Raw genomic sequence first — 17,497 nt, forward strand, 5'->3', positions numbered from 1 at the left:
ACGGTGAAGATCCGGGTGGAACGCGACGTACTCGCGGAGGCAGTGGCCTGGGCGGCACGCAGCCTCCCGGCCCGTCCGCCGGCGCCTGTGCTCGCCGGCCTCCTTCTGAAGGCCGAGGAGGGCGCGCTGAGCCTCTCCAGCTTCGACTACGAGGTCTCGGCACGCGTCTCCGTGGACGCGGAGATCGACGAGGAGGGCACGGTCCTCGTCTCCGGCCGACTGCTCGCGGACATCTGCCGCGCCCTCCCCAACCGGCCGGTGGAGATTTCCACAGACGGTGTACGGGCGACCGTGGTCTGCGGATCCTCGCGATTCACACTCCACACCCTGCCTGTGGAGGAGTACCCCGCGCTGCCGCAGATGCCGTCGGCGACCGGCACCGTCCCCGGTGAGGTCTTCGCCTCGGCGGCCGCCCAGGTGGCCATCGCGGCGGGCCGTGACGACACGCTGCCCGTGCTCACCGGTGTGCGCATCGAGATCGAGGGCGACACGGTCACGCTGGCCTCCACCGACCGCTACCGCTTCGCGGTCCGCGAGTTCCTGTGGAAGCCGGAGAACCCCGAGGCGTCCGCGGTGGCCCTGGTGCCCGCCAAGACGCTCCTGGACACCGCCAAGGCCCTCACGAGCGGCGACAGCGTGATCCTGGCGCTGTCCGGCTCGGGCGCCGGCGAGGGCCTCATCGGCTTCGAGGGGGCGGGCCGGCGCACGACCACCCGCCTGCTGGAGGGCGACCTGCCGAAGTACCGCTCGCTGTTCCCGACGGAGTTCAACTCCATCGCGGTGATCGAGACCGCCCCCTTCGTGGAGGCCGTCAAGCGTGTGGCCCTGGTCGCCGAGCGCAACACCCCGGTGCGTCTGAGCTTCGAGCAGGGCGTGCTGATCCTGGAGGCGGGCTCCAGCGACGACGCACAGGCTGTGGAAAGGGTCGACGCGCAGTTGGAGGGCGACGACGTCTCGATCGCCTTCAACCCGACGTTCCTGCTTGACGGCCTCAGCGCCATCGACTCGCCGGTGGCGCAGCTCTCCTTCACGACGTCCACGAAGCCCGCGCTGCTGAGCGGCAAGCCCGCGGTGGACGCCGAGGCGGACGAGGCCTACAAGTACCTGATCATGCCGGTGCGTCTGAGCGGCTGAGTGAGGTGAGCCCGCCGGACGGTCGCTCCGATCGGTCCGGCGGGCGCATCCGCAGGTGGGGCGAACACCTGAGCGGCTATGCCCACAGGTGTGCGTGAGCGTCCGGGTTTAGGCTCAGACACAGGTACGAAAGTGCCCTCACGCCACGTCGAAAACCTAAGGAACAACTGATGGAGCTCGGTCTCGTCGGCCTCGGCAAGATGGGCGGCAACATGCGCGAGCGGATCCGCCGCGCAGGCCACACCGTCATCGGATACGACCGCAACCCGGACCTCGCCGATGTCCACAGCCTGGAAGAGCTTGTGGGCAAGCTCAAGGGACCGCGCGTGGTGTGGGTGATGGTCCCGGCCGGCGCCGCCACGCAGTCCACCGTCGACCAGCTCGGCGAGCTCCTGGAGCCCGGTGACGTCGTCGTGGACGGCGGTAACTCCCGCTGGACGGACGACGAGAAGCACGCGGAGGAACTGGCCGCCAAGGGCATCGGTTTCGTCGACTGCGGCGTCTCCGGCGGCGTCTGGGGCCTGGAGAACGGCTATGCGCTGATGTACGGCGGCGACGCCGAGAACATCGCCAAGGTGCAGCCGGTCTTCGAGGCACTCAAGCCGGAGGGCGACTTCGGCGCGGTGCACGCCGGCAAGGTCGGCGCGGGCCACTTCTCCAAGATGGTCCACAACGGCATCGAGTACGCCATGATGCAGGCCTACGCCGAGGGCTGGGAGCTCCTGGAGAAGGTCCACTCCGTCACCGACGTGCGCGAGGTCTTCCGCTCCTGGCAGGAAGGCACGGTCATCCGTTCCTGGCTGCTGGACCTGGCGGTGAACGCCCTGGACGAGGACGAGCACCTGGAGAAGCTGCGCGGTTACGCACAGGACTCCGGCGAGGGCCGCTGGACGGTGGAAGCCGCCATCGACCACGCGGTGCCGCTGCCCGCGATCACCGCGTCGCTGTTCGCGCGGTTCGCCTCGCGGCAGGAGGACTCGCCGCAGATGAAGATGGTCGCGGCGCTGCGCAACCAGTTCGGCGGCCACGCGGTCGAGACGAAGTAATCCACAGATCCACAGGCCGTGCGGCGGTGGATCCACAACCCTGGGGGAGGTCGGCGAACGACCATGCACGTCACGCATCTGTCGCTGGCCGACTTCCGCTCGTACGCCGGGGTCGAGGTCCCGCTCGACCCCGGCGTCACCGCGTTCGTGGGCCCCAACGGACAGGGCAAGACGAATCTGGTCGAGGCGGTCGGCTATCTCGCGACCCTCGGCAGCCACCGCGTCTCCTCCGACGCGCCGCTGGTGCGCATGGGCGCCGACCGGGCGATCATCCGGGCCAATGTCCGCCAGGGCGAGCGCCAGCAGCTCGTCGAGCTCGAACTGAATCCCGGCCGGGCCAACCGTGCCCGTATCAACAGGTCCTCGCAGGTCAGACCCCGTGATGTGCTCGGCATCGTGCGGACCGTGCTGTTCGCGCCCGAGGATCTCGCGCTGATCAAGGGCGACCCCGGTGAGCGGCGCCGCTTCCTGGACGAGCTGATCACCGCCCGCTCCCCGCGGATGGCGGGCGTCCGCTCCGACTACGAGCGGGTCCTCAAGCAGCGCAACACCCTCCTGAAGTCGGCCGCGCTGGCCCGCCGTCACGGCGGCCGCACCATGGACCTCTCCACGCTCGACGTGTGGGACCAGCACCTCGCGCGCGTGGGCGCCGAGCTGCTGGCCCAGCGGCTCGACCTGGTCGCCGCGATCCAGCCGCTGGCCGACAAGGCGTACGAGCAGCTGGCCCCCGGCGGCGGACCCGTCGCTCTGGAGTACAAGCCGTCCGCGCCCGGCGAGGCGCACACCCGCGAGGACCTGTACGAGCAGGTGATGGCGGCGCTCGCCGAGGTCCGCAAGCAGGAGATCGAGCGGGGCGTGACCCTCGTAGGACCCCATCGGGACGATGTGGTGCTCAGACTCGGTCAGCTGCCCGCCAAGGGATACGCCTCCCACGGCGAGTCCTGGTCGTTCGCGCTGGCGCTGCGCCTGGCCTCGTACGACCTTCTGCGGGCCGAGGGCAATGAACCGGTGCTGGTCCTCGACGACGTCTTCGCCGAGCTGGACAGCCGCAGAAGAGAGCGCCTCGCCGAACTCGTCGCTCCCGGCGAGCAGGTCCTGGTGACGGCCGCGGTCGACGACGACGTACCGGACGTACTGACGGGGACGCGGTACGCCGTCTCCGAGGGCACGGTGGAGCGGGTATGACGGAGAACACACCCGGCGGTTCGGCCGCCTCCGAGGGAGCTCCGGAGAAGGGCCCGGAAACGGCCTCCAAGAAGACCCCCGAGCACTCCGGTGTCGACCTCGCGCGCGTGGCGTTGCGCGCCGCGAAGGAGCAGGCACGCGCGCGGGGGGACGCGGCGCAGCAGAAGAAGCAGGCGCGGCGCGGCGGTCTGCGCTCCGGCGCGCGCGCCGACGGGCGTGATCCGATGGCGCTCGGCGCCGCGATCAACCGGCTGCTCACCGAGCGCGGCTGGGAGACCCCGGCCGCGGTGGGCGGTGTGATGGGCCGCTGGCCGCAGATCGTCGGCGAGGACCTGGCCAAGCACTGCGTCCCGCTGAAGTACGACGACGACCCTGCCGAGCGGGTGCTCACCGTGCAGTGCGACTCGACCGCCTGGGCCACCCAGTTGCGGCTGCTCGCCCCGCAGGTGGTCGCGCGGCTGAACCAGGACCTCGGGCACGGCACGGTGCGACTGATCAAGGTGCAGGGCCCCAATGGTCCCGCGCGCCGCTTCGGCCCCTTGCGCGCCCCTGGGAGCACGGGTCCCGGCGACACCTACGGGTGACGCAGGCCACATCGACGGGCCCCCGCGCGGGAGTGCACGCGGTTGCGAACACCGACCTGACTCCGCGGTAGCCAAGGGTTGACACCCGGAAGCGCTGAGTGCCGCTGTAAGCCTCTTTGAGCCCGGGTGCACATATGGGGAGTCGGGAGAGACCGGTTCAGGGCGGCACATGCGGACTCAGGTACCGGCAAACCCCCATCACTGTCGGCGCTACCGGTAGACTGGAAGCTAATCCCGCCCCGCTTGCGGGGACCGTCCGGGAAAAGCTGAGCAACGCTGATCAAGGCTTACCAACGCAACGTGCCGCAGCCGCTCCGGCAACCCGCCGACGAGCTTGGCTTGTGCTGTGCCAGAAAGGGCGCTTCGTGGCCGATTCCGGCAACCCCAACGAGAACACCCCGTCCACCGACGCCGGCGACAACGCCGAGGCCACGACCTCGAACGGCGAGGTCACAGCCTCGTACGACGCCAGCGCCATCACCGTCCTCGAGGGTCTGGACGCGGTTCGCAAGCGACCCGGTATGTACATCGGCTCGACCGGCGAGCGCGGACTGCACCACCTCGTGTACGAGGTCGTCGACAACTCCGTCGACGAGGCGCTGGCCGGCCACGCGGACACGATCGACATCACGATCCTCGCCGACGGCGGCGTGCGTGTCGTGGACAACGGCCGCGGCATCCCCGTGGGCATCGTTCCCTCCGAAGGGAAGCCGGCCCTCGAGGTCGTGCTGACGGTCCTGCATGCGGGCGGCAAGTTCGGCGGCGGCGGCTATGCGGTCTCCGGTGGTCTGCACGGCGTCGGCGTCTCCGTCGTGAACGCCCTGTCGAGCAAGGTCTCCGTCGAGGTCAAGACCGACGGACGGCGCTGGACGCAGGACTACAAGATGGGCGTCCCGACCGCCCCTCTCGTCGAGCACGAGGCCACCGACGAGACCGGCACCTCGGTCGCCTTCTGGGCCGACGGCGACATCTTCGAGACGACCGAGTACTCCTTCGAGACGCTCTCGCGGCGCTTCCAGGAGATGGCGTTCCTCAACAAGGGTTTGACGATCAAACTCACTGATGAGCGCGAGTCGGCGAAGGCCACGGCCGGTGCGGACGAGGCAGGTGCGGACGAGAAGGCCGAGGTCAAGACCGTCACGTATCACTACGAAGGCGGCATCGTCGACTTCGTGAAGTACCTCAACTCCCGCAAGGGAGACGTGGTGCACCCCACCGTCATCGATCTCGAGGCCGAGGACAAGGACAAGAGCCTGTCCCTCGAGGTCGCGATGCAGTGGAACAGCGGCTACAGCGAGGGCGTGTACTCCTTCGCCAACATCATCCACACCCACGAGGGCGGTACGCACGAGGAGGGCTTCCGTGCGGCGCTGACCTCGCTGATCAACAAGTACGCGCGCGACAAGAAGCTGCTGCGCGAGAAGGACGACAACCTCACCGGTGACGACATCCGCGAGGGTCTGACCGCGATCATCTCGGTCAAACTGAGCGAGCCGCAGTTCGAGGGCCAGACGAAGACCAAGCTGGGCAACACGGAGGCGAAGACCTTCGTCCAGAAGGCCGTCTACGAGCACCTCAACGACTGGCTGGACCGCAACCCGAACGAGGCCGCGGACATCGTCCGCAAGTCCATCCAGGCGGCCACCGCGCGCGTGGCGGCCCGCAAGGCCCGCGACCTCACCCGCCGCAAGGGCCTCCTGGAGACGGCGTCCTTGCCGGGCAAGCTGTCCGACTGCCAGTCGAACGACCCCACCAAGTGCGAGATCTTCATCGTCGAGGGTGACTCCGCCGGTGGCTCGGCCAAGTCCGGCCGCAACCCGCAGTACCAGGCGATCCTCCCGATCCGAGGCAAGATCCTCAACGTCGAGAAGGCGCGGATCGACAAGATCCTGCAGAACCAGGAGATCCAGGCGCTGATCTCGGCCTTCGGTACCGGGGTCCACGAGGACTTCGACATCGAGAAGCTCCGCTATCACAAGATCATCCTGATGGCGGACGCCGACGTCGACGGCCAGCACATCAACACCCTGCTGCTGACCTTCCTGTTCCGCTTCATGCGGCCGCTGGTCGAGGCCGGGCACGTGTTCCTGTCGCGTCCCCCGCTGTACAAGATCAAGTGGGGCCGGGACGACTTCGAGTACGCCTACTCGGACCGTGAGCGCGACGCGCTGATCGAGCTGGGCAAGCAGGCCGGCAAGCGCGTCCGCGACGACTCGGTCCAGCGCTTCAAGGGCCTCGGCGAGATGAACGCCGAGGAGCTGCGGATCACGACCATGGACCAGGAGCACCGGGTCCTCGGCCAGGTCACGCTCGACGACGCCGCCCAGGCCGACGACCTGTTCTCGGTCCTCATGGGCGAGGACGTCGAGGCCCGCCGCGCGTTCATCCAGCGCAATGCCAAGGACGTCCGCTTCCTCGACATCTGAGTCGGTCTCAGCTGACCGCAGCAGAAAGGATCTTCACCAGCAATGGCCGACGAGAACACTCCGAGCACGCCTGAAGAAGGCGGCGAGATCACCCTGCGCGTCGAGCCCGTCGGGCTCGAGACGGAGATGCAGCGCTCGTATCTCGACTACGCGATGTCCGTCATCGTGTCGCGCGCGCTGCCCGACGTCCGGGACGGCCTCAAGCCCGTCCACCGCCGCGTCCTGTACGCCATGTACGACGGCGGCTACCGGCCCGAGAAGGGCTTCTACAAGTGCGCCCGCGTCGTCGGCGACGTCATGGGCACCTACCACCCGCACGGCGACTCCTCGATCTACGACGCGCTGGTCCGTCTCGCGCAGCCGTGGTCGATGCGGATGCCGCTGGTGGACTCCAACGGCAACTTCGGCTCTCCGGGCAACGACCCCGCGGCCGCCATGCGCTACACCGAGTGCAAGATGGCGCCGCTGTCCATGGAGATGGTCCGTGACATCGACGAGGAGACCGTCGACTTCACGGACAACTACGACGGCCGCAACCAGGAGCCGACGGTTCTGCCGGCCAGGTTCCCGAACCTGCTGATCAACGGCTCCGCGGGCATCGCGGTCGGTATGGCCACCAACATCCCGCCGCACAACCTCCGTGAGGTCGCGGCCGGTGCCCAGTGGTACCTCGAGAACCCCGAGGCCAGCCACGAGGAGCTGCTCGACGCCCTGATCGAGCGCATCAAGGGCCCCGATTTCCCGACCGGCGCCCTTGTGGTGGGCCGCAAGGGCATCGAGGAGGCGTACCGCACGGGCCGTGGCTCCATCACGATGCGCGCGGTCGTCGAGGTCGAGGAGATCCAGAACCGCCAGTGCCTGGTGGTCACGGAGCTCCCCTACCAGACCAACCCCGACAACCTCGCGCAGAAGATCGCCGACCTGGTGAAGGACGGCAAGGTCGGCGGCATCGCGGACGTCCGCGACGAGACCTCGTCCCGTACGGGCCAGCGGCTGGTCATCGTCCTGAAGCGCGACGCGGTCGCCAAGGTCGTCCTGAACAACCTCTACAAGCACACCGATCTGCAGTCGAACTTCGGCGCCAACATGCTGGCGCTGGTGGACGGCGTTCCGCGCACGCTGTCTCTCGACGCGTTCATCCGCCACTGGGTGACGCACCAGATCGAGGTCATCGTCCGTCGTACGCGCTTCAGGCTGCGCAAGGCCGAGGAGCGCGCGCACATCCTGCGCGGCCTCCTGAAGGCCCTGGACGCCATCGACGAGGTCATCGCGCTGATCCGGCGCAGTGACACCGTCGAGATCGCGCGCGAGGGCCTGATGGGCCTCCTGGAGATCGACGAGATCCAGGCCAACGCCATCCTCGAGATGCAGCTGCGCCGACTGGCCGCCCTGGAGCGCCAGAAGATCATCCAGGAGCACGACGAGCTCCAGGCGAAGATCACCGAGTACAACGCGATCCTCGCCTCGCCGGAGCGCCAGCGCACCATCATCAGCGAGGAACTCGCGGCGATCGTCGAGAAGTTCGGCGAGGACCGTCGCTCCAAGCTGGTGCCCTTCGACGGTGACATGTCCATCGAGGACCTGATCGCCGAGGAGGACATCGTCGTCACCATCACGCGTGGCGGCTACATCAAGCGGACCAAGACCGAGGACTACCGCTCGCAGAAGCGGGGCGGCAAGGGCGTACGCGGCGCGAAGCTGAAGCAGGACGACATCGTCGACCACTTCTTCGTGTCGACCACGCACCACTGGCTGCTGTTCTTCACCAACAAGGGCCGCGTCTACCGCGCGAAGGCGTACGAGCTCCCGGACGCCGGGCGTGACGCGCGTGGACAGCACGTCGCGAACCTGCTGGCCTTCCAGCCGGACGAGGCGATCGCCGAGATCCTCGCGATCCGTGACTACGAGGCGGTGCCTTATCTGGTGCTGGCCACCAAGGGCGGCCTCGTGAAGAAGACGCCTCTGAAGGATTACGATTCCCCGCGCTCCGGCGGCGTCATCGCGATCAATCTGCGCGAGACGGAGGACGGATCCGACGACGAACTGATCGGAGCCGAACTCGTATCGGCCGAGGACGATCTGCTGCTGATCAGTAAGAAGGCGCAGTCGATCAGGTTCACCGCGACGGACGACGCCCTGCGACCGATGGGCCGTGCGACCTCGGGCGTCAAGGGGATGAGTTTCCGCGCGGGCGACGAGCTGCTCTCGATGAATGTTGTTCGACCCGGTACGTTCGTGTTCACTGCTACGGACGGCGGGTACGCGAAGCGGACCGCCGTTGACGAGTACCGCGTTCAGGGTCGTGGTGGCCTCGGTATCAAGGCCGCCAAGATCGTCGAGGACCGCGGGTCCCTCGTCGGCGCGTTGGTGGTCGAGGAGACGGACGAGATCCTCGCCATCACCCTGTCCGGCGGTGTGATTCGCACGCGAGTCAACGAGGTCAGGGAGACGGGCCGTGACACCATGGGTGTCCAACTGATCAACCTGGGCAAGCGCGATGCCGTGGTCGGCATCGCTCGTAACGCCGAGGCCGGTCGCGAGGCGGAGGAAGTCGACGGCGAGATCGCCGAGGACGAGACCGCCGAGGGCGTCGAGGCCGTCGGTACGGACGAGGGCGAGCAGTCCTCGCCCGAGTAGCGCGAGGAGTGAGTCATCGTGAGCGGAGCCACGGGCGCCGGATCGACCGGTACGGATACGGACGGCGGCCGTGGCTCCGCCGCGGAGGCGACTGACTCCCATGACTCTCATGGATCCCAGGGGGGAACTGTGACGGACACCCGAGGCCCGCAGGCCCAGCAGTACGCGGCCGGAGCGGGCCCGGCGGCGGCCGGTCCGGCAAAGACCAAGGCCGCGCCCGGTGCGGCGCCCGCTTCGGCGCCCCCACCGGGGGCTCCTTCGGCCGGTTCGACCGCTTCGGCGGCCCCTGCCGGGGCCGCACCCGAGGCCGGCTCCGCGCTGCCGGGGGAACGGCAGCCGCAGCAGCCCGCGCAGCCGTACCACCCGCCGCAGGCGTACCCGGCTCAGACGCCGTCCGGCGCCGTGCGCCGGCCGCGGACCGGAGCGCGCACCGCGCCCCGTACCCGCAAGGCGCGGCTGCGGGTGGCCAAGACCGACCCCTGGTCGGTGATGAAGGTCAGCTTCCTGCTCTCCATCGCGCTCGGCATCTGCACGATCGTGGCGGCGGCGGTGCTGTGGATGGTCCTGGACGCGATGGGCGTCTTCTCGACGGTCGGCGGCACGATCTCCGAGGCGACGGGTTCCAACGAGTCGAACGGTTTCGACCTGCAGTCGTTCCTCTCCCTGCCGCACGTCCTGATGTTCACGTCGATCATCGCGGTCATCGACGTCGTGCTCGCCACGGCGCTCGCGACGCTCGGCTCGTTCATCTACAACCTCTCCGCGGGCTTCGTCGGCGGTATTGAACTGACCCTCGCCGAGGACGAGTAACAGCAGCTCGTCGGGCCCGGCCAGGAGGCCTGGGTTACCGATTTTGGGACTGGCCGCGTCGTGCGCTAATCTTCAGAGGTCAGCGCGCGGGACACACTCCGCAAAGCGCGGCGGGGCTATAGCTCAGTTGGTTAGAGCGCATCCCTGATAAGGATGAGGCCACAGGTTCAAATCCTGTTAGCCCCACCAAGCAAAAACCCCCGGGTGATCACACCCGGGGGTTTTGGCGTATACGGCTGACGTCGGTGAATCCGATCCCCGCAAAGGCAGGAGCCGGCGTCGACCCGGTCCAGGCGGGTGGTCTGCCCTGAGGCCAAGGACGGGTGTACCGCGAAGCGTGCCGGGCCGTGAGCGTGCCGGGCTCGCCCAGCGGGCCCACGGTGCGGCCTGCCAGGTGGAGCCCGAACGTAGTCGGCCCGGCCAGGAGGCGATCCTGACGAGTGTCGAGCGGCGCTGGTGTGCCGGACATGGCGAGGCGCCGGACATGGCGAAGGCCCGGCAGCTCTTTCGAGGTGCCGGGCCTTCGGATCTGTGGGTGCGGTGTACGCAAGTTCGCCGCTACGTCGGGGGAGAGGGACTGGGGGATGAGGCGGAGCCGCGTCGGTCAGCGCTGCAGGCGGGTCTCGGGCTCGGTGTGGGCCTCAGGGGCGCAGAGCGACGCGAGGTCGGCCGGGTCGGCCTCGGTGGCCTCGGTCGGCGGGCGGTGCCGGCAGCTCGGTGAGGAGCCGTGGGCCTCGGCGCGGATGCGTTGCTTCATCGTGGGGGGCAGGGCCCGGCTGTATGGACCGGACCAGGGAGAGATCGTCGGCACTGTCGCGGAGATCGTGCTGTTGCGCGTCGCTTCGGCCTGCGGTACGGCCGCGGCCGCGGTGGTCGTGATGAAACCGAGCGCCGTGCACAGCGCGACGAAGGCGGTGACGATGGCGGTCCACAGCTTCATGACCTTGTTCTGGGTCATGGCCCCTCACTTTCGGGTCAGGCGATTTGCGTACTTTCCTCATGATGTGTATGTGGGCCGCGAAGTGGTGGACCGACGCCCGTGGCGCGTCGATGTTCAGATCAACACCACTCGGATGGACGCAAGGAGTCAGAAAAGTGCCTGAAAGCTGCGAAAGGGTGCAGAAAGTCACTGTGCGCAAGGTGTGATCACCCTGCGATACGACCGTGGCCGGAGCGGCAGGATCCGCTCCTACTGCTCTCCGCCGGGCGGCAGTTGGGGGCCGGTGCAGGTCACCGATCGATATCGGTCGGTGTGTATAGTCGGGCGCCAGAGGTCCCCTACGTCAACGAAAGACGAGGTCGCGCGGTGAAGAAGCTTCTCCTGGTCGCACTGGCCGCCATCGGCGGGCTCCTCGTGTACCGCCAGATCCAGGCGGATCGCGCCGAGCAGGATCTGTGGACGGAGGCGACTGACTCCGTGCCCACGGGTTCGTGAGAATCGACACCAGTCTCAGATCAGACCCCGGCCGCCCTCGCGGTCGGGGTTTTGTATTGCCTCGAACCGCCCTGGATTCGCTTCAGTGAACGAATCGGTTGCGTAAGCGAAGATGTCGGCCTCTGGGCGGGTCGTTTCGGCCGCTTGTACGGATAGCGGGGGTGCCTCCGTGACCGGCGGGGCAGGATGGGCCACGGTCCGCGGCGACGACGAGGGGTGGCGCGTAATGGGGCGGCGCACGGCATGGTGGCGGGGCGGTCGGCCGCTCGCGATCGTGGCAACGGTCTTGTGCGCGACGGCGGCCCTGACCGGGCGGGCTGCCGCGGCAGCCGAGACCGGTACACCGAAGCCGTACGCCTTCGCCCAGGACGCCACGACGGTCCAGGGCGCCACGGGCACCACGGACGCCGTACGGCTGGAGCCCGGTGGGACGTACCGCAGTTCCCTCGGCAAGGACGGCAAGCTCTACTACCGCCTGGAGCTCGACGCCACCTCCAACGCGTACATCGCCGCCACCGCCGTCCCCAGGCCCGGCGCCGAGGTCGCCTACTCCGACGGCGTCAAAGTCTCCGTACAGGACGGCAACAGCGGCAGTTGCTCCTCCTCCACGACCGCCCACTTCGGCGCCTCCCAGAGCCCCCACCCCATCGCCGCGTGGGCGTCGCGCGAGATCGGCCCCGGCAAGTACGCCTGCCAGACGGCCGGAACGTACTACGTGGTCGTCGAGCGCACGGCGGCACCCGTCTCCTCGGCCTCCCCGCCCTCCTCCCCCGGCGCCTGGGACCTCGAACTGAGCTATGTGTCGGAACCTCGCTTGAAGAAGGCGGGTTCGACCAGTGCCCCCGAGACCTGGAACTCCGCCTCGCCCGAGGCCCTCCAGGGGGACGCACGGCCACGCCGGGGCGGCGCGGGGTTCACCACGGCCGGCGCCCTCGAACAGGGAGTCTGGAAGGACGGGATCAGCCCCGGGCAGACGCTCTTCTACAAGGTGCCGGTCGACTGGGGACAGCAGTTCTACGCCACCGCCGAACTCGGCAGTTCGAGCGGCGGCGAGGGATTCATGGGCACGGCTCTCGTCCTGTCCCTCTACAACCCCGTGCGCGGACTCGTCACCGATGTGGGCGCGGGTTACGACGGCAGTCAGCGGTCGGCCGCTCTGGATCCGCTGCCGCCCGTCGAGTACGACAACCGCTACGCCTTCAACGACCGGATCAGCGGCATGCGGTTCGCCGGTTCGTACTACCTCGTCGTACACCTCGCGACGCAGGTCGCCGACAAGTTCGGCGACGGGCCGTTCGGACTGACCCTGCGCGTACGGGTGGAGGGCGCCGCGCGGACCGGCCCGGCGTACGCGGGGCGCGCCGTACCGCAGGACGTGTTCGACTCCGCGACCGGTGACTCCGGGCCGGCCACGGGTGGGATGGCGTCTGCCGGAAGCGGCGGGAGCGACGACGGCACCACCATGAAGGTGGTCGCCGTGGGCGGCATCGGCACCGGGACCGTTCTGGTGCTGGCGCTCGGGGTGTGGACGGTGGCCGCACGACGGCGGGCGACGCCGCGCGGCTGGTAGGCCCATCAAGGGGGGGACAGGGTTTACGGGCGCCGCAGCTCAGATCTGGGTCAGCGCCCAGAAGCCCACCGCGAAACAGGCCAGCGCGAGGAGCAGCACCGGGACGGCCACCTTCGCGGGCGGTCCAGGGCGGGGCTGCGCGTGATGACGAGTCGCGGTGCTCGGATCCGCGGGCCGTATTGGGGAGGGCGGCTGCACGGGCGTGTGGTCGAACGGCAGGGCATCGGTGGGGGGCGTCACCGGCAGCACGACCGAGGTGGGGGGAGTGGGGGGCTGATCGTGCTGCCACAAGGACTGGGGCCGTGGCTGCGGCGGCGGCAGGTGGAAGCTGCCGGTGTCCGACATCGTGGACGGCTGCGGGGGTGTGGCGTCGGGCGCGGGGCGCGGTGGTACGGAACCGGGCGCGGGCTGCGGGGGCGCGGCCCCGGGCGCGGGACGCGGCGGTACGGCGCCGGGCGCGGGCTCGTGTCGTACGGAGCCGGGGCCGTGGGCGGCCTCGTGTCGTACGCCGCCCGAGTCGGACGCAGGCCATACGCCCCCGGAGGAACGATCCGCCCACGCGGCCCCGGAGACGGGATCCCGGGACAGCGCCCCGGAATCGTGACGCCACGGCCCCGAGTCGTGGGGGCCGGAACCGGTGCCTGCACCGGAGGCAGCGCCGGAAGCCGTGCCGGACGTGGTGCCGAAGCCGGTCGCGGAGTCGGGGCCGGTGCCGGTCCCGGTGCCGGAGCCGGTGTCGGAGGCAGAGTTGGACCATGAAGCCGCGTTCTCCGCGGCGCGTGGCGCGGGCGCGCTGAGCGGCCCTTCCGGGCCGAACCCCGGGGGAAGCGGACCGAGTTGGTCGAAGACCTCGACCAGCTCGTCGTCGGGGCCGGGCTCGGGCAGCAGCTCGGCGGCGGAGGCCAGCGCCTTGCGTGCCCCGGTCGCGGTGCGGAACCGTGCGCGCGGGTCCGGCTGCAGCAGCGTGGCCACGACCTGCCACAGCGGCTCGGGGATGCTCTGAGGAGCGGCCGGTGTGCCGTTCTCCGCGAAGTACTCGATCAGGGCCTTGGCATCGGGTCTGGCCCCTTCGAGAAGGTAGAGGGCGACCAGCCCGACGGCGAACAGATCGGCGGGGAAGTCCGGCTCGGCGCCCATCATCTGCTCGGGAGCGAAGTAACCGGGCGTTCCCACCACGTAGTTGGTCTCGGTCAGCCGTGGCTCACCCAGGCGCATCGCGATGCCGAAATCGGACAGCCGCAGCCGTGGACGGGTGGTACCGGTGGCTTCGAGCAGGATGTTGGCGGGCTTGATGTCGCGGTGCACGACGCCCTCCGCGTGGACCGCGGCGACTCCCGAGAGGAGCTGGTCGAGCAGGGTGCAGACGAACGACGGCGGCAGCGGGCCGTAGTCGTTGACCAGGTGGACCAGGGAGCCCCCGGCCACCAGGTCCATGGTGAACAGGACCTTGTCGTCGTCGGCGGCCCAGCTGGCGGGCGCGAGCACATGTGGGTGATCGATCCGCATCGCCTGCTCCCGTACGAAGCGCAGCAGCGCGTGTGCGTCGCTCTGCTGGAGCACCTTGGCGGCCACATAACGGCGCCGCCGCTGGTCCCAGGCGCGCCAGACCGCACCGACTCCCCCGTGGCCGATCGGGTCGACCAGTTCGTAGCGTCCGGCGAAGACCTCACCCATGGTCGTGCGTTGCTCCCCTTCGGCGGTCGGTCCGGCGCAGGCCCCCCGTTGAGACGTCCGGCGGCCCGAGATACGGAGCCGGACGGCGTCCTGAGCCCCCGGCGCCGGGTGTGCGGCTGCCGGGCCGCCGGCTCAGCTCTGGTGCGACTGGTAGTGGGCTACCGCGTCGGAGGTGCGGCCGGCGCCGTACACCCGGAGGAACTCTGCCAGTTCCGGGTGGGTCGGGGCGAGGGTGTCGGCAGCGTCGATGATGTCGCCCGCGGCTGCCACGGAGCGCAGCAGCGACTGGATCTCGCGGACCACCCGCTTCACCGTGGGCGCACCTGAACTGCTCGTCGACTGCGTGGTGTTGCTGAGCACCGAGCCCCCTTGCGACTTCTTGATCTCGTCCATGCGCTCGGTCGCCTCGGCGGCGCTGACGCTGCCGTCCGCGACCTGCCCCGCCAGGTCCTGCAACAGCTGCACGCGCTGGACCACCGCGGGATTGCCGATCTTGGCACGCTGACCGCTCATCAACTGCGACAGCATGGGTGCGGAAAGTCCCAGCACCCCGGCAAGACGCGCCTGGTTGAGGCCCAGATCCTCGATGAGCCTACGGAAGAGCGCCCCCAACGGCTCTCCGTACCAGTTCCGCTGCAGCTCTTGGGCTCTTGCGGTTGCTTCCTGCTGTGCAGCGTCCATTGCGTCTCCCCATCGCTTCCCCAAATACGGCGGTTCGCTGTCGCGAACCACGTCGAGCATCTTACGGAGAGTGGTCGCCCACGGGGACCCCCAATCTTTTTGCGAGATCCCGGGGGTGACCCGGTACTCTGGTCTGCGGCGCCCTCCGGTACCCGATTCCACCGGCCGGACGCCTGTCTTCCGGGGCCTTAGCTCAGTTGGTAGAGCGCTGTCTTTGCATGGCAGATGTCAGGGGTTCGACTCCCCTAGGCTCCACATCCCGGACCGGTCAGACGCCCTTCGCGGCGGCTGGCCGGTTCTTGTTTTTCCGGTGACTTGAGTCACGCAGCAGACTTCGCAGTCGTTGCAGTTGTTTGCGCAAACGGTCGGCTTGCGTGCGGGCGCCGATGGCGCTCCAGTGGTGGCCGACGTGACACGGGGGCGGTCTGTGCCGCGGTCGAAGCATCCCGTGAGCTGCTGTAGGCAGATATGCGTAATCATGGCAATGCACAGGGTGAAGAGGATCTGTGCGGATGTTGTGAGCATCGGTCGTTGCAAACGTCATCGTGGCGGAAGACGTAAATCGGTCCGCCGGTTCCACGTGAAACATCGCCGTGGGGGAGGAGGAGCTCAAGTCTCCTGCCCCACGGCGATGTTGTTGCCCTTGCTCAGGGCTCGTCTCCCTGGTCCAGGGTCAGCGGCGGTCGTCGCGGTCCGCCTCCTCCTCGGCCTGCTTGGCCTGGACCTCGGGGTCCAGGTCGGACAGGCCGGTGCCGTCGACCGAGGACAGGCGGCCCGTCTCGGGCACTTCCGTCGCGGCGGGCGGCTCGACCAGCCAGTCGGGGTTGGCCTGCTTGTCCCACCACTTCCAGGCGGCGAAGGCGCCGCCCGCGAGAATTCCCAGAACGAGCAGCCCCTTGGCGACGCGGCCGGCCTTCGCGCGCCGCTCGTGCTTGCGGACCAGTCTCTGGATCTCCTGGGGCGAGATCTGTCCGCGCAGCGCGGCGATCGCCGCCACGCCGCGTGACGCGGCCTCCTCACGTACAGGCTGGGCCGCGGCCACCGCCTGCTCGATCCTCGGCCTGGTGTACTCGGCGGCCTGCACGGCCGCCAGCCGGGTACGGACGGCGGCCTGGTCGACCTTCGGCGGCACATGCGTACGGGCCTGTTCAAGGCGCGGCGCGAGATGGGCGCCGTACTGGACGCGGGCCTGCTCTGCGGCCAGCGACACCTTGGGCGCGAGCCGTACGAGTGCCTCGTTCGCGTAGTACGAGGCCCGGTCCTTGGCCGTGTCGGCGTAAGGCGCCACCACTTCCGCGGCGTGCAGCACGCTGTCCTTCGCCGAGCCGGTCGCGGCGCGCACGCTGTCAATGCGGGTCACGGGTTTTCCTCCTCCTCGGTGGCGTACGTGGGCGTTCGAGTACCCCAAAGGGGGCACGGTTCACCTTTCCGCCCTGTTCGAGATCATGCCCCCCGAGGGGTCGCGAGGCATGCGAGATAGGGCATACGGGGCAACAGGAGCTTGTCGCCGACAATGCCACGGATCGCCGCCTCGCGTCCCGTGCACGCAAGGACTCGACGCGATTTCCGCAAGGGCGACCTCGGATATTCGCTCGGAGGTGGTGGCCGAGCGACGCGCGGCCCGGTCCGTGCGAGGATCGGGGGGTCAAAGAAGGCAACGGAAGGCAGATCGTGGCCGAGCAGCTTTACGCCACCCTGAAGACCAACCAAGGCGACATCGAAGTCCGGCTTCTGCCGAATCACGCGCCCAAGACGGTCCGGAATTTCGTCGAACTCGCCACGGGCGAGCGTGAGTGGATCAACCCGGAGACGGGTGCGAAGTCCACCGACAAGCTCTACGACGGCACGGTCTTCCACCGGGTGATCAGCGGATTCATGATCCAGGGCGGTGACCCGCTGGGCAACGGCACCGGCGGCCCCGGTTACCAGTTCGAGGACGAATTCCACCCGGAGCTCGCCTTCGACAAGCCGTACCTGCTGGCCATGGCCAACGCCGGCCCCGGTACCAACGGCTCGCAGTTCTTCATCACCGTCTCTCCGACGGCCTGGCTGACCCGCAAGCACACCATCTTCGGCGAGGTCACCAACGCGGCCAGCCAGAAGGTCGTGGACGCCATCGCGGGCACCCAGACCAACCCGCGCACCGACCGCCCGGTCAACGACGTCGTCATCGAGTCGGTCGTCGTCGAGACCCGCAAGGGCTAAGACCCAAGGACCCGAAGGTCCCGAGGGCTCCCGCAGGGAACCAAACGCCCCGCTCATCCGTAAGGATGGGCGGGGCGGTGCATTGCGTACGACCGGATTGAGGGGACCCC

The 17,497-nt window shown here is 69.0% G+C and carries 14 protein-coding genes and 2 tRNA genes; 12 read left to right on the plus strand and 4 right to left on the minus strand.

Translation table 11 applies throughout. The annotated features are described in order from the left end of the window. Nucleotides 1-3: 3 nt before the first annotated feature. The 8 genes from dnaN (at nucleotide 4) to ACZ69M_RS37280 (ending at nucleotide 10,011) form a co-directional block, all read left to right on the plus strand. On the plus strand, nucleotides 4-1,134 hold the full coding sequence (gene dnaN / locus ACZ69M_RS37245) for a DNA polymerase III subunit beta (RefSeq protein ID WP_165259156.1): 1,131 nt from the start codon (nucleotides 4-6) through the stop codon (nucleotides 1,132-1,134). A 170-nt stretch (nucleotides 1,135-1,304) separates the two neighbouring features. Then, on the plus strand, nucleotides 1,305-2,180 hold the full coding sequence (gene gnd, locus ACZ69M_RS37250; protein WP_352051883.1) for a phosphogluconate dehydrogenase (NAD(+)-dependent, decarboxylating): 876 nt from the start codon (nucleotides 1,305-1,307) through the stop codon (nucleotides 2,178-2,180). A 63-nt stretch (nucleotides 2,181-2,243) separates the two neighbouring features. Continuing rightward, nucleotides 2,244-3,365, plus strand: coding sequence for a DNA replication/repair protein RecF (gene recF / locus ACZ69M_RS37255; RefSeq protein WP_470056990.1), 1,122 nt, complete (start codon nucleotides 2,244-2,246; stop codon nucleotides 3,363-3,365). Further along, a complete protein-coding gene (locus ACZ69M_RS37260; protein ID WP_388119992.1) occupies nucleotides 3,362-3,949 on the plus strand; it encodes a DciA family protein in 588 nt (195 codons plus the stop codon). The genes recF and ACZ69M_RS37260 overlap by 4 nt, the downstream gene beginning before the upstream one ends. A 365-nt stretch (nucleotides 3,950-4,314) precedes the next feature. Further along, nucleotides 4,315-6,375 (plus strand): DNA topoisomerase (ATP-hydrolyzing) subunit B, encoded by a 2,061-nt coding sequence (gene gyrB, locus ACZ69M_RS37265; protein WP_470056992.1) that lies wholly within the window; start codon nucleotides 4,315-4,317, stop codon nucleotides 6,373-6,375. 42 nt (nucleotides 6,376-6,417) lie between these two features. Continuing rightward, nucleotides 6,418-9,012: a DNA gyrase subunit A gene (gyrA, locus tag ACZ69M_RS37270; RefSeq protein WP_470056994.1), complete on the plus strand. Its 2,595-nt coding sequence runs from the start codon at nucleotides 6,418-6,420 to the stop codon at nucleotides 9,010-9,012. Nucleotides 9,013-9,030: 18 nt separating this feature from the next. Further along, complete coding sequence (locus tag ACZ69M_RS37275; RefSeq protein WP_470056996.1) at nucleotides 9,031-9,822, plus strand: DUF3566 domain-containing protein; 792 nt, start codon at nucleotides 9,031-9,033, stop codon at nucleotides 9,820-9,822. A 112-nt stretch (nucleotides 9,823-9,934) separates the two neighbouring features. Continuing rightward, nucleotides 9,935-10,011 (plus strand) — tRNA-Ile (locus ACZ69M_RS37280). Nucleotides 10,012-10,426: 415 nt separating this feature from the next. Here the strand turns inward: ACZ69M_RS37280 and ACZ69M_RS37285 are convergent. After that, nucleotides 10,427-10,780 carry a DUF6344 domain-containing protein gene (locus tag ACZ69M_RS37285; protein WP_352051877.1) on the minus strand — a complete coding sequence of 118 codons (354 nt, stop codon included), beginning with the start codon at nucleotides 10,778-10,780 and terminating at the stop codon, nucleotides 10,427-10,429. 348 nt (nucleotides 10,781-11,128) lie between these two features. Here ACZ69M_RS37285 and ACZ69M_RS37290 point away from each other — a divergent pair, with 348 nt between their 5' ends. Together ACZ69M_RS37290 and ACZ69M_RS37295 are read left to right on the plus strand one after the other, a co-directional pair. Next, entirely contained in the window at nucleotides 11,129-11,257 is a 129-nt protein-coding gene (locus ACZ69M_RS37290) for a DLW-39 family protein (RefSeq protein ID WP_003999697.1), read from the plus strand. A 274-nt stretch (nucleotides 11,258-11,531) separates the two neighbouring features. After that, nucleotides 11,532-12,827 carry a hypothetical protein gene (locus ACZ69M_RS37295; RefSeq protein ID WP_470056998.1) on the plus strand — a complete coding sequence of 432 codons (1,296 nt, stop codon included), beginning with the start codon at nucleotides 11,532-11,534 and terminating at the stop codon, nucleotides 12,825-12,827. A gap of 39 nt (nucleotides 12,828-12,866) precedes the next feature. Here the strand turns inward: ACZ69M_RS37295 and ACZ69M_RS37300 are convergent, their stop codons facing one another. Both ACZ69M_RS37300 and ACZ69M_RS37305 read right to left on the minus strand, forming a co-directional pair. Continuing rightward, on the minus strand, nucleotides 12,867-14,501 hold the full coding sequence (locus ACZ69M_RS37300; RefSeq protein ID WP_470057000.1) for a serine/threonine-protein kinase: 1,635 nt from the start codon (nucleotides 14,499-14,501) through the stop codon (nucleotides 12,867-12,869). 132 nt (nucleotides 14,502-14,633) lie between these two features. Continuing rightward, nucleotides 14,634-15,182 carry a DNA-binding protein gene (locus ACZ69M_RS37305; RefSeq protein WP_067376635.1) on the minus strand — a complete coding sequence of 183 codons (549 nt, stop codon included), beginning with the start codon at nucleotides 15,180-15,182 and terminating at the stop codon, nucleotides 14,634-14,636. A gap of 182 nt (nucleotides 15,183-15,364) precedes the next feature. On the opposite strand from ACZ69M_RS37305, the gene ACZ69M_RS37310 reads away from it, so the two are divergent. Further along, a tRNA-Ala gene (locus ACZ69M_RS37310) sits at nucleotides 15,365-15,437 on the plus strand. 418 nt (nucleotides 15,438-15,855) lie between these two features. On the opposite strand, the gene ACZ69M_RS37315 is transcribed toward ACZ69M_RS37310, so the two are convergent. Further along, nucleotides 15,856-16,542, minus strand: coding sequence for a DUF5324 family protein (locus tag ACZ69M_RS37315; RefSeq protein ID WP_470057002.1), 687 nt, complete (start codon nucleotides 16,540-16,542; stop codon nucleotides 15,856-15,858). Nucleotides 16,543-16,853: 311 nt separating this feature from the next. Between ACZ69M_RS37315 and ACZ69M_RS37320 the strand changes: the two genes are divergently transcribed. Further along, a complete protein-coding gene (locus tag ACZ69M_RS37320) occupies nucleotides 16,854-17,387 on the plus strand; it encodes a peptidylprolyl isomerase (RefSeq protein ID WP_470057004.1) in 534 nt (177 codons plus the stop codon). Nucleotides 17,388-17,497: the final 110 nt, after the last annotated feature.

It is taken from the genome of Streptomyces sp. NPDC107454, assembly GCF_055582885.1.